This is a genomic window from Microbacterium sp. E-13 (assembly GCF_049912955.1).
Lineage (GTDB): Bacteria > Actinomycetota > Actinomycetes > Actinomycetales > Microbacteriaceae > Microbacterium.
Map to the genome: position 1 here is coordinate 340,657 of NZ_CP183973.1, position 12,162 is coordinate 352,818.

The following is a 12,162-nucleotide window of genomic DNA, read 5'->3' on the forward strand; positions in this document are numbered from 1 at the left end:
ACATTTTCGGCGACTGCATACAATCGACAGCCCCCCGATAAGGAGACAGCGCGTCGGCCAGAGAACGTGCGAGTGGCGAGTCAGCTCAGGAGCCCGCGGCTGACCATGCTCCGGCCAGCGGCGACGATCGCCTCGCGGGCGGGCCGCGGGGTGATGCCGAGGACGGTGCGGGTCTTGCTGTTGGAGACCCGCTTGACGTAGCCGAGGTCCGCGGCGACGGACTTGAACTCGTCCCGGAACACGGCGGTGAGTCGCACGACGACGTTCGGGATCGACCGGGAAGGGACCTTGGAGGCCTTGTCGCCGAGCTCGGCCTTGAGGATCGCGCCAATCTCCTTCATCGCAATCGCCGGCTCGCCGGTAGCCACCAGGAAGCGCTCACCCGCGGCACCGGGCGCGGTCATCGCGGCGACGTGCGCCGCGGCGACGTCCCGCACGTCCACGATGGGGACGAACATGTTGGGATAGCCCGGCATCTGACCACTCAGGCTGTTCTGGACGATGTGGTTCGCACCGGAGACGTCCTCGCCCATGACCGGCCCCATCACCGCGACAGGCAGGATCGTCGTCAGCTCCAGCGTCATGCCGGGCTGTGCGATGAAGTCCCAGGCCGCCTTCTCGGCGAGGATCTTGCTGCGCCCGTACGCGTCGACGCCGGGACCGTTCAACGGCGACCAGTCGTCCTCGGTGAACACGTGATCGACGTGGCCGTGACCGAACCCGACGGCGTGGAACGCGGACGTCAGCACGACGCGCTTGACCTGCGCGACGCGGGAGGCGTGGAGGACCCGGAGGGCGCCGTCGCGGGCGGGGGCGATGACCTCGTCCTCGTCCTTGACTCTGCCGGTGTGGACCGGGGAGGCGACGTGGATGACGTAGTCCATTCCGGCGACCGCATCCGCCCACCCGGCATCGTCCATCAGGTCCGCCTCGACGAAGCTCAGAGCCCCATCACGGGTCACGCCGGCGTCACGGAGCACCGCGCGGACGCCGTTCTCCTTGCGGAGGGAGCGGATCGTGGAGCGCACGGTGTGCCCCTGCGCCAAAAGGTGGGTGATGGTGTGTCCGGCGATGAAACCGGACCCGCCAGTGACAAGAACACGCGACATGGGAGGCCTTTCGTTGTCTGTTCTCAAGCGACATCACGATCCTCGCCACGTCTCCCGTCCCTACCCAGACCCTTGGTGGCACTGGTAGCGACAGGGCATACCCGCCGTTGCACGCCGAGGATTACCGTGGTCGGCATGACCGATGAGCCGAACACCCTGGGCGAGTACCTCCGGGCCCGCCGCGAGCTCGTCTCCCCCGAACAGGTCGGCATTCCCGTCCGGGGTGTCCGGCGCGTGCCCGGCCTCCGTCGCGAAGAAGTCGCGATGCTCTCCGGCATCAGCGCCGAGTACTACCTCCGGCTCGAGCAGGGACGCGACCGCCACCCTTCCACTCAGGTCCTCGAAGCGATCGCCCGCGTCCTCCAGCTCGACGACGACGCGTACCTCCTCAGCCTCGCCGCCGAACGCCCACGCCGTAAACGACCCAGACCCCGGAGGGAAACCCTCCCGGCCAGCACCGCGCAGCTCATCGACCAGCTCCCGTTCCCCGCCTTCGCTGAAGGCCGCTACCTGGACGTCCTCGCCGCAAACGCTCTCGCCGCAGCCGTCTCTCCACGGCTGGTGGCGGGCGGCAACCGTCTCCGGGATGTGTTCCTCGCCGAGGCGGAGCAGGATCTCTTCGAGGACTGGGAACGGGCGGCCGCCGCCCTGCTCGCCGGATTCCGCAGAACCGTCGGACGCAGCATCGATGACCCTCGCGTCGTCGAACTCGTCGGCGAACTGTCTCTGGCGAGCCCTGCATTCCGTCAGTTGTGGGCACGGCACGACATCGCGGAACGTACCGGTGCCACCGTCGTGCTGGAGCACCCGACCGTCGGGCAGCTCCGGCTCGAACGCGAGAAGCTCGCCGTCGCGGGGACCGACGGCATCATGCTCGTCGTCTATCACGCCCAGCCCGGCACGGAGTCGGCAGAACGCCTCGCGTTCCTCGGCTCGATGGCCGAGGCGATCGGATCGGCCTCCGGGACGCTGACGCCCCCCGTCGCCCGTCGGCTCTCCTGACAGGGGAGTCCGCAGGGGATCGTCGTTGCTCGCCTTCCTCCGCCGTTGCTCGGCTTCACGAAGGGTCGATCGGGAAGTTGTCGCGAAAGAGTCCGGTGGGATCCCAGCGGGCTTTGAGCTTGCGTAGTCGTTCCAGGTGGGGGGCTGGGAAGGCGCGAGCGAGAACCTCGGGGCCGGTGTCGGTCTCGAAGCTGAGGTACATGCCCTTTGTGTGCGGCAGGAGCTGCTTCCAGCGCTTCTCGAAGTCCGCGGTCCCTCCGCCGAGCGTGACGACGAGGAAGTTTGCGTCACGCCAGCCGTACGCGGTCGCGTCCGGCGAGACGTCGGCCGTGGCCCCGCCGGCCGAACGTATCGAGAGGATGAAGGGCGCGTCGGAGGCGAGCAACTCCGCGAGGGCTCTCGCCAACTCGGGGTCCAGGTGACGTGCCAGGGCTGAGTGCCCGTGAGGCTCGCCCAGGCCGTGCTGGGTGTCGGTCCCGGGTGGCGGGACGAGCAGGGCCGTGTAGGGGGTGAGCCGGACGGACTGGCTCGCGAGCGGCGCCAGTCCGCCGAAGGGCTGTAGGCGTTCGATGATGGTGTCTGGGTCGTCGGAGTCGACGGCGATGAGCGCCTGCACCGCGGTCCGGCGGTCGGCGGGGCTGATCATGAGTGTGCCGGTGACGCTGGGATGCGCGTTCTCGATCGCGGCTCCCCAGTCCTGGAGGAACGAGGCGATGTCGTCGGGGTAGTAGACAAGAAGCGCGAATCCGACCTCGGCCCCGATCGGGTCGGTGTCGAACTCGAAGGACACCGCCACACCGAAATTCGCGCCGGCTCCCCGCATCGCCCAGAACAGGTCGGGATTCTCGTCCGCACTGGCCCGCACGAGTTCGCCGTCTGCTGTGACGACCTCGACGGAGCGCAGATGGTCGATGGTCAGCCCGTGCTCGCGCACGAACCAGCCGATGCCGCCCGCGGTGGCGAGCCCGCCGACGCCGACGGTGCCGGCGTCCCCGGAGGTCAGCGCTCGGCCATGGCCGGCGAGGGTGCGTGCGACGTCGATCCAGACGGCTCCGGGGCCGAGTCGGATGCGGCTGTCGTCGAGCATCTCGATCGTGTCGAGCGCGTCAACGGCGATAACGATGCCCCCGTTGTTCAGGGATCTGCCGGATATGCCGTGTCCGCCACTGAAGATGCCCAGGGGCAGGTCCTGGTGCAAGTGACTTCCCTTCCCGCCTCGTCTACTTCCCCTTCGTGGCGCACCGCCGGCGAGGCGGAGTGCCGTCACGCGAGCAAGGTTCTCGAGGTCGTGGGGCAGCGCTGGTCACCGAGCATTCTCCTCGCACTGGGACGGGGCGTAGAACGATTCGGCGAGATCGTCGCGATGACGGCAGGCCTGTCCGCACGGATGCTCACCGTGCGTCTCAAACAGTTGGAGGCTGCGCGTCTGGTCGAGCGCATCGTCATCCCCACCACTCCGGTCACGGTCCGCTACCGGCTGACAGCCCAGGGGCTGGACCTCATCGATGCGCTCCACGCCGTCGCCGGTTACGTGCAACGGTGGGAAGTCGACGATCCCGGTGCGCAGACCACCGACCTGCCCTCGGTCTGAGGAGGATTCCCGCATCGTGGTGGGCCCGTCTGTATACAAGCAGGGGGCAATTCGGATAGCGTGACGCCCAAGACTCGATTCTTGCTCGCATTGCAGTCGCGTTGTGTATTCATTTGGGCGCGGCCATGGCGGCGGATTCGGGTGCATCCATCCATATCTCCGCTCGAATGCGGGGCGCCGTTCGCATTGCGAGTGGCGCAACGGAGGTGTGACGGCTCGCACGACTCGAAGAAACACAACTCCCGTTGACTCTCCAGCATGTCGCCGGCTGCACCGGCAGATCACACCATGGCAGTCCTCGCCGTGGGCGTGCACACGACGAAAGGGCTCGGTATGTTTCACCTCGGCTTCTTCCTGGGCACGGGCTTCGGAATTCAAGCGTGGAAGGCAAACGGAGATCACGGGCCGTGGGTCGGTCATAACGTGTCCGAGTGGATGAGGCCCGACCTCTACGTCGACATGGCCAGGTCGCTCGAGCGGGCGGGCTTCGACTACATCCTCATCGAGGACACCTCGATGGTCGAGGACACCTTCGGTGGTACGGCGGAAGCGACTCTGCGGCACGGCCGGTTCGCGCCCAAGAACGATCCGATGCCCTTGGTCCCGCTCATCGCCCAGGATACGAAGCACATCGGAATCATCCCGACGGTCTCGACGATCCAGTACCCGCCGTACCTCGCGGCGCGCCTGTTCGCCACTCTCGACCATCTCACACACGGGCGGGTGGGGATGAACGTCGTGACATCGGTCACCGACCGCGTCGCCCAGAACTTCGGGTACGACAAACACCTCGACCACGCGGATCGCTACACCATGGCGGGGGAGTGGATCGAGGTCGTCCGCAAGCTGCAGGCATCATGGGAGCCGGATGCCGTCATCGCCGATCCGGTGAACGGAGTCTACGCCGATCACACGAAGGTCCACCCGATCGACCACGTGGGCGCGTACTTCTCCGTCAGAGGGCCGCTGAACACCATCCCCGGACCTCAGTACCAGACCCCGATCGCCTCGGCCGGATCTTCGGAGCAGGGCCGCACGCTGGCGGCGTCGTACGGCGACACCATGGTCAGTCTCGCTCCGACAGTCGAGGAGATGAAGAAGTACCGCGAGGACATGAGCGCCCGCATGATCGCCCAGGGACGTAAGCCCAGCGACATCAAGTTGCTCTTCCTGTCCTCACCGGTGGTGGCCGCCACGGATGCCGATGCGCAGGCGATCGTTGAAGCGGGTCGTGCTGCGCGCGACTCGCCCGCCGCGATCGAGCAGAACCTGTGGATGATGTCCTACGTGTCCGGCGGTCGGGTCGACTTCAGCAGGTATCCGCTCGACACTCCCGTGGAGGAGATCGATCTGACCGACGTCAATGGAGAGAAGTCCTCGGTCGCGGCGATCTTCAAGGACAGTGCGGGCAAGACCCTCCGGCAGATCGCAACGGGGAACCTGCACGGTTCCGGCGTCGACCTCGTCGGCTCGCCCGAGACCGTCGCGTCGAAGATGGAGGAGGTCATGGAGGAGGTCGGGGGCGATGGATTCCTCGTCGCTCTGCCCACAGTGACCCGCACATCGATCGCCGCCCTCGCCGACGGGCTCGCACCCGTGCTCCAGCGCAGGGGCCTGATCCGGTCCGAGTACACGGGGGCCACGCTCCGCGAGAACCTGCAGGCGTTCTGACGATGGACTCCGAGCAGGGGCACTCGGCGGCGGCGCCGCTGGAGCATCCGCGAGCGAAGGGCGGGCACAGTCGCGGTCGCCACCAGCTTTCTCACCGCGTGCGTGACCTCGTGCGCTCCGCGGTACTCGCCGGTGAGTACTCCTCCCAAGACCAACTCATCGAAGAAGTTCTCATGCACACTCACGGTGCCAGCCGAAACGCGGTGCGGCGAGCGCTCCAGCAGCTGCTCGAGGAGGGCGTCGTCCGTCGCGCGCCGCGTCGAGGCACATTTCCCGACTGGGGCGGCGCGCGGTTGCACCTTGTCGATGTCTACCCGGTCGAGGGCGCTGATGAGGTCAGCGGTGGCGCCATCGATCGAAGACTGGTGCCGTCGACGCCCTATCTCCGGGACCGCCTCCGAACCGACGACGCGCAACTCCGCATGGTCGAGAGCACTTCGATCCTGCGCGGCGAGGTCATCGGGCTGCGGACTGCGTACTTCAGCAGCGACTTCGACGTCGTGCAGCCGGCTGATCACCCGCAAGCGAACACGCTCGCGGAGATCATCGCCACCATCTTCTCCAAAGACCTCGGTCACGTCACTACCGAGATCAGCGCTTCGATCGCGGATGCCGCCACAGCGCGGATTCTGCACGCCCCGCCGGGGATCCCACTCCTGCGACGGGAGCAGCTCGTGCACGACAGCATGGGGCTTCCGGTGGAGATCGTGTTCGACACGTTCCGTGCCGACCGCACGACGTTCAAGCTCTCCGACTACTCATCCGGCACGTGGCCGGCGCACATCGACTACGACGAGAGGAGAACGTGACCATGCGATTCGGAGTCTGGACCCCGCTGCCTCACACCGTTCCGAAGCCCGATCTGATCCCCGACATGAAGGTCTACGGTCCCGGGGGAGCCGACGACGGCACGTACCTCGACTTCGCGGTGGATGTGATCGGTCGCGCCGACGAGTTCGGTTTCGACGTCACCCTCGTCGCAGAGCGCTTCATGGGACCCGACCTGGAGTCGTGGATCCTTGCGACCACGCTCGCCGCGCGCACGTCCCGCATCACCATCATGCCGGCCGTGCACCCAGGCGTCATGCCCCCGCAGGTGGTGGCAAAGCTCGCCATGTCCCTGGACCGGGTCAGTGGGGGCCGCGCGGCCATCAACGTCGTCAACGGATGGTGGGAGGACGAGCTCCAGAACTACAGCAACGGTCAGTGGCTCACCGATCCCGAAGGCCGCTACCGCCGGATGGGCGAGTACATGGAGGTGCTCCACCTGCTGTGGAGTGGCGAGCCCGCCACCTTCCAGGGCGAGTACTTCCAGTTCACGGACACCGTTCTGCCGATGTCGCCGATATCCGCGCCGCCGCAGATCTTCGGCGCGAGCTCGCACGACGTCGGCCGCGAGGCGATGGCGACGTTCGGGGACGTGTGGTTCCTCGGTCCATCGGGGCGCGCGACCACCCTTCGCGCGTACGACGCCGACTTCGACGCCGATCTCGAGTACATCCGCACCGAGACCGCCGCGATGAAGGCTGCGGCGGAGTCCAAGGGCCGGAGCATCCAATGCGGCATGGCGGTCATGGTGGTCATCGGAGACACGGAGAGCGAAGCGCTCGAGATCGTGGACACGCTGGACGACTTCGCCGCGCGCGGGTTCCTGGAGGCGGTGTCGGTCGGCGGTGCGGCGATCTTCGGGACGCCGGAGCGTGTCGTGAACCGGATCGAGGCGCTCTCGGACGCCGGGGTAGATCTGCTCATGATCAAGTTCGCTCCCATGAGGAATGGCCTGGAGCGTTTCGGGACCCTCGTCATGCCTCTGCTGACCGGCGGCGCGAAGGCGCCGTGACCACGGACGTACCGTGCCCGCGGCCGGCAGCGCGATCGACCACGTTTCGCCGCCGGCGCCGAGAACGACCTGACCGAAGGCGAGCGCGGACCCCGCATCGTCCTAGGATGTTCCTCGTGAGGGCGAGCGACGCGGCTTATGAGCAGCTGCGCCAGGAGATCATCGACTGGGTGCTCGAGCCCGGCACGCTTCTCGGCGAGATCGAGACAGCGGAACGGATCGGAGTCTCGCGCACCCCGATCCGGGAGGCGCTCACGCGTCTGACCGCCGAGGGCCTGGTCGCCGCCTCCGGTCGTACGTCGGTCGTCGCGCCCCTGTCGCGCAAGCACGTCGTCGAACTCTTCGAGCTCCGGGAGACGCTGGAGACCCAAGCGGCGCGCCTCGCAGCACGGCGCCGCGACCCGGAGAGGTTCGGGGAACTGCTGGCCGAGTTCCGCCGCGGCCCGGAGGAGGGGCATGTGCTCGAGGAACGCCGGCCATACTTCCTCTCCAGCGAACTCGACTCCGCCATCGATGAGGCCGCCGACAACAGGTACCTCCGGTCCGCGCTCGAGGACATCCGGGGCCAGATCGCGCGGGTGCGCTTCCACGCCCGGTCGAACACGGAGAGGCTCGCCCGAGCGACATCAGAGCACACCCAGATCGTGGAGGCCATCCTCCAAGGGGACGAAGTGTTCGCAGCCCAGGCGACCGCCGTCCATCTGCGCAACAGCCTCGCGCACGTGCTCGGCTCTCTTCCCGTGTAACCCGCTGCCGGCTTCTGGCCGCTTCCGTCGCCGCGACCGGATCGCAATGGGCCGAAGCGGCGCGGGAGCTGATCGACGTGAGATCATCGGCCCGATCGCGATCGCGGCACGCCGAGGGGGCTCGGGCGGCGGGGCGGACGTCTTGGGGATCTCGGACTCCCGCGGCGCGCGCACCGCACGGACGAGCTCCGACGTGGTGCCCGCACCGGCACATAGACTCGTGATATGGACAACCACGAAGTGGTGGAAGCGCTGCGCCGGGCAGTTCTGGATCTCGCGTCGACCAGTCCGGGCACGGAACTCACAGTCGCTGCGGTGTCCTCGGCCGCCGGCATCCCGCGAGACGACTATTACCGCTTTGCTCCGAGTCCGATGCAGCTGCTGGGGGAAGCGCTGAGCGACGAGTTGCTCACCGTCTACGACGAGATCGGCGAGCAGCACGACGATGATGAGGCGCGATCGCTGAGAGTCCGCACTTCGTTCGAGCACATCGCGAAGTGGGCGCGGATATACGGCGGCCCCATGCGGAAGGAGTTGATGGAGGCGCTCCGCGAGACTCTCGCCACGTCGTTCCGCATCATCAACGAGGAAGACCTGCGCCGGCATCCGGAACTGCTCCCCGCGGGGATCACGCCATCCGACGATCTGGCCATCGAATTCGTCGCGGCCTATATCACCGGAGGCGGCATGGCCGCGATCGAGGTCTGGGTCAACGACCCGGAACCCGACGTCGAGAGGGGTCTTCAGCTCCTGGCCGCCGTGTCTCCGCTGCCCAAGAGCGTCGATATCCCGAAGGCGACCACCGAGGGGTGAGTCCCTGCCGCCGGACCAGACCTAGCCGGCTGTGCCGGACGCCCGCTTCCACCGGGGTCCCGATCGGCGGAGGGTGATCCGCGTCCTGTCCGCGCGGAACAGGTCGCGCGAGTACTCGAAGGGCGCGCCGGCCCGGTCGTAGGTTATGCGGCGGATCTCGAACAGTGGATCGCCTACTGCGATACCCAGGGACCCGGCCTGCCCTGCATCCGCGGACGCGACATCGATCGTCTCCTCTGCGGCCTCCGGTTCGATGCCGTACTCGCAGAAGAGCAGGCCATACATGCTCTCGGTGAGCGTGTGCGCCTGGATGCCAGGCACGAGTCGCGTCGGGATGGTCATCTCGTCGATGGACAGCGGCACGCCGTTGGCGGTGCGGCGACGACGGAGGCGGAAGACCGACTCGCCGTCTCCGAGTCGCAGGGCCCGGGTCTCGGACGGGTCCGCGATGGTCATGCCGGCCAGCAGCACCGTGGTCTCGGCTGCGAAGCCCTGGCGGCGGAGCATCGCGGGGACCCCCTCGATGGCATTGAGCTGTCGTTCGATCTTGCCGTCCCAGGCGAAGACTCCGCCGGTGCGGCCCATCGACCTGCGGATGGCGCCTTCCTGCTCGAGCGGCTCCAGCGCTCCCCGCAGCTCCGATCGCGTGACGCCCAGCTCGTCGGCCAGCGCGCGCTCCGATCCGATCCGCTCCCCGGCGGCGTACTGCTCTTCCGCGAGCACGCGCCGGATGCGGTCGATCAGGCGTTCGCGCTCGTCCATGTCACCGGGTCGCTCTCGCATCGGCGAGCGCGAGTGCGAGGCGCTCCACGGCGTGCGGGATGTCGCCGGGAGAGAAGGCGAGCGGGGGTCGGAGCTTCAGGACGTTGTTGTGCGGACCGCACACGCTGGTCAGCACCCGTCGGCGCCGCAGCGCCTCGACGACGGTGAGAGCGAACTCGCCGTCGGGCGACCTCGATGCCGCGTCGGTCACGAGTTCGACGCCGATGTACAGCCCCGCCCCCCGGACATCGCCGATCTGGTCGTGCTCGGCTGCCAGCGCGCTCAGCGCGCTACGAAACTGTCGCCCCGTCTCCAGCGCGTGGGCCTGCAGGCCCTCAGACTCGATCGTCCGCAGCACCGCGTGGGCCGCTGCGACCGCGACCGGGTTCCCGCCGAACGTGTTGAAGTACGGGCCCTGGGCGTGGAAGGCGTCCCACACGTCCGGGCGGGCGATGACGGCTGCGACCGGGTACCCATTCCCCATGGGCTTCCCCGTCGTGACGATGTCCGCATCGATCCCGTGACGCTGGAAGCCCCAGAAGCGGTCGCCGTTGCGGGCGAACCCGGGTTGCACCTCGTCGGCGACCACGATGCCGCCGTGGGCATGGATGAGGTCGGCGGCTCCGGCGATCATCCCGGGCTCTCCGAAGAAGATCCCGTCGGACGAGAACGAGAAGTCCGCGATCAAGCCGGCCAGCCCGTCACCGGATGCCTCAATCTCGGCGATCGCCCTCCCAAGCTCCGCAAGGAAGGCCTCGCCCGCCGCCTCGGGGGATCCGGCACGGTAGGTGTCGGGAGGATCGATAATCCGCAGCGTCGGATCGAGTTGCCCGAACCCTGCGAGAGACGGCGAGTGCGCGGACACCAGGGCCGTATTGCCGTGATACGCCTCACGAGTCGCGATCCAGGCGCGCCCGCCCGTGACGGCCCGCCCCATCCGCAGGGCGAGGTCGTTGGCTTCGGAGCCCGTGCACACGAGCACGACCTGCAGGTCGTCGTCGTCCAGCGTCGCGACAAGTTCGTCGGAGAAGTCGAGGATCCCTTGGTGCAGATAGCGGGTGTGCGTCGTAAGGGTCGCCATCTGGCGATGGACGGCCTCGACGATCGCAGGATGCGCATGACCGACGGACGGGACATTGTTGTACAGGTCCAGGTACTCGTCGCCGGAGGCATCCCACACGCGGGAGCCCTGTCCCCGCACGATCTCCACCGGGTCGCGGTAGAACAGCCGATAGCTCGGTCCCAGCCGTGCACTCCGGCGGGCGACCAGACGGGACGTGCGCGGATCGAGGACGGTGCCGTCCGTCGCGCGGAAGCTGTTTCCGTCGAGGATGCTCGCTCGACCAGGGCCGTGCAGGGCGGGGGATGGGGTCACCTCTCCATCGTGACGCCGTCACCGCCAGACCACATCCCCCGCTGTTTCGGTGGTGTTACAACTTCGGCGGGCTCTATAAACGGCGAGTAACAGGTCCCGCACGTGACGTTGCGCGCTGTGACCGGTCAGCGAGAATCGCGGCATGACGCACCCTTCGCCGGCCGCGACACTCCAGGCTTTCGACGCGCTCCAGCGCGGCGACATCGCGCCGGAGTGGCTGGGCGTGGAGATCGCACGCGCGTGGGGACTTCCGGATGTCCTCGAGGTGCGCCTCATCGTCATCTCCGAGAATGTGACATTGCGGGTGGACGTGGACGGCGTTCCGACATGCGTGGTGCGGCTCGGTCGGCCGGGGTACGGCGCTGGAGCGGTGCATGTGGCGTCCGAGATGCACTGGGTCGAGTCGCTGCACGAGGACACGGAGATCCCCATGCCTCGTCCTCTCAAAGGCCTCGACGGCGAGTTCGTGCAGATGCTCGTCGATCCCGACGGCGCCTCCTGGCTCTCCGTGTCCTTCACGTTCCTGCGAGGTGTCATCCTCGAGGCGTTGGTGGATCGCGCCGACCACTTCGCTGAGATCGGCAGCATCACCGCCAGGCTGCATACGCACGCCCGGACCTGGGCGCCCGGGCGGGAGCTCTCCCGCTTCGTTTGGGACACCGCGGACCTCGTCGGTCGCCGGGCGCGCTGGGGTGACTGGCGCCGCGCCGAGCTGAGCGAGTCAGCGACCGGTCTGCTCGAGGCTGCCGAGCGGCGCGCGCTGCAGATCTTGGCGGACTGCGGTGTGGACCGGTCGGCGAACCACTTCGGCCTCATTCACGCGGACCTCCGGCCGTCCAACATCATGGTGCGGGCCGACGCGGATGGTGGGCTCGCGATCATCGATTTCGACGACTGCGGGTTCGGCTACTACATGTACGATTTCGCGGCCGCGCTGACCTTCTACGAGCACCGTCCGGAGGCTCGGCGCATGGCAGCCGCGTGGCTCGAAGGCTACGCGGAGTCGGCTCCGATGAGTGCGGTCGACCTTCGCGCGGCCGGCGCGTTCTCGATGCTGCGGCGCCTCACGATGCTGGGATGGGCGACGACCCACCGTGCCGACTCGCTGCCCGAGGATCTCTGGTCGGAGAATCAGCCGGGCACCCTCGAGGTCGCGGCGCGATTCCTCGCCGACCCGGACTGGCTGCTGCGCGACTGAGTCCTGCCATGGGCCATGTCGACAGGTCGGCCCGCCAGCTGTGTTGAATTCTTCT

General features: G+C 67.8%; 12 protein-coding genes. 8 read left to right on the top strand and 4 right to left on the bottom strand.

The genetic code is table 11. The annotated features are described in order from the left end of the window. Positions 1-80: 80 nt before the first annotated feature. A complete protein-coding gene (locus ACN9MP_RS01595) occupies positions 81-1,109 on the bottom strand; it encodes an NAD-dependent epimerase/dehydratase family protein (RefSeq protein WP_426323320.1) in 1,029 nt (342 codons plus the stop codon). A gap of 135 nt (positions 1,110-1,244) precedes the next feature. Between ACN9MP_RS01595 and ACN9MP_RS01600 the strand changes: the two genes are divergently transcribed. Continuing rightward, positions 1,245-2,111, top strand: a complete 867-nt coding sequence (locus tag ACN9MP_RS01600) for a helix-turn-helix domain-containing protein (protein WP_426323322.1) — start codon at positions 1,245-1,247, stop codon at positions 2,109-2,111. Positions 2,112-2,166: 55 nt separating this feature from the next. Here the strand turns inward: ACN9MP_RS01600 and ACN9MP_RS01605 are convergent, their stop codons facing one another. Next, the gene (locus tag ACN9MP_RS01605; RefSeq protein ID WP_426323324.1) at positions 2,167-3,309 is read right to left on the bottom strand and encodes an FAD-binding oxidoreductase; all 1,143 of its coding nucleotides are present in this window, start codon (positions 3,307-3,309) and stop codon (positions 2,167-2,169) included. Between the two features lie 90 nt (positions 3,310-3,399). On the opposite strand from ACN9MP_RS01605, the gene ACN9MP_RS01610 reads away from it, so the two are divergent. The 6 genes from ACN9MP_RS01610 (at position 3,400) to ACN9MP_RS01635 (ending at position 8,772) form a co-directional block, all read left to right on the top strand. Then, positions 3,400-3,702 (top strand): winged helix-turn-helix transcriptional regulator, encoded by a 303-nt coding sequence (locus ACN9MP_RS01610; protein WP_426323326.1) that lies wholly within the window; start codon positions 3,400-3,402, stop codon positions 3,700-3,702. Between the two features lie 288 nt (positions 3,703-3,990). Beyond that, a complete protein-coding gene (locus ACN9MP_RS01615) occupies positions 3,991-5,373 on the top strand; it encodes an NtaA/DmoA family FMN-dependent monooxygenase (protein ID WP_426323327.1) in 1,383 nt (460 codons plus the stop codon). Between the two features lie 2 nt (positions 5,374-5,375). Beyond that, positions 5,376-6,182 carry a GntR family transcriptional regulator gene (locus tag ACN9MP_RS01620; RefSeq protein WP_426323329.1) on the top strand — a complete coding sequence of 269 codons (807 nt, stop codon included), beginning with the start codon at positions 5,376-5,378 and terminating at the stop codon, positions 6,180-6,182. Between the two features lie 2 nt (positions 6,183-6,184). Next, the gene (locus ACN9MP_RS01625) at positions 6,185-7,213 is read left to right on the top strand and encodes an LLM class flavin-dependent oxidoreductase (RefSeq protein ID WP_426326157.1); all 1,029 of its coding nucleotides are present in this window, start codon (positions 6,185-6,187) and stop codon (positions 7,211-7,213) included. Between the two features lie 107 nt (positions 7,214-7,320). Beyond that, positions 7,321-7,959: a GntR family transcriptional regulator gene (locus ACN9MP_RS01630; RefSeq protein WP_426323331.1), complete on the top strand. Its 639-nt coding sequence runs from the start codon at positions 7,321-7,323 to the stop codon at positions 7,957-7,959. A 225-nt stretch (positions 7,960-8,184) separates the two neighbouring features. After that, the gene (locus ACN9MP_RS01635; protein WP_426323333.1) at positions 8,185-8,772 is read left to right on the top strand and encodes a hypothetical protein; all 588 of its coding nucleotides are present in this window, start codon (positions 8,185-8,187) and stop codon (positions 8,770-8,772) included. 21 nt (positions 8,773-8,793) lie between these two features. Here the strand turns inward: ACN9MP_RS01635 and ACN9MP_RS01640 are convergent, their stop codons facing one another. Beyond that, positions 8,794-9,534, bottom strand: a complete 741-nt coding sequence (locus ACN9MP_RS01640) for a GntR family transcriptional regulator (protein WP_426323335.1) — start codon at positions 9,532-9,534, stop codon at positions 8,794-8,796. 1 nt (position 9,535) lies between these two features. Next, a complete protein-coding gene (locus tag ACN9MP_RS01645) occupies positions 9,536-10,909 on the bottom strand; it encodes an aspartate aminotransferase family protein (protein WP_426323337.1) in 1,374 nt (457 codons plus the stop codon). Positions 10,910-11,051: 142 nt separating this feature from the next. On the opposite strand from ACN9MP_RS01645, the gene ACN9MP_RS01650 reads away from it, so the two are divergent. Next, positions 11,052-12,107 (top strand): phosphotransferase enzyme family protein, encoded by a 1,056-nt coding sequence (locus tag ACN9MP_RS01650; RefSeq protein WP_426323339.1) that lies wholly within the window; start codon positions 11,052-11,054, stop codon positions 12,105-12,107. Positions 12,108-12,162: the final 55 nt, after the last annotated feature.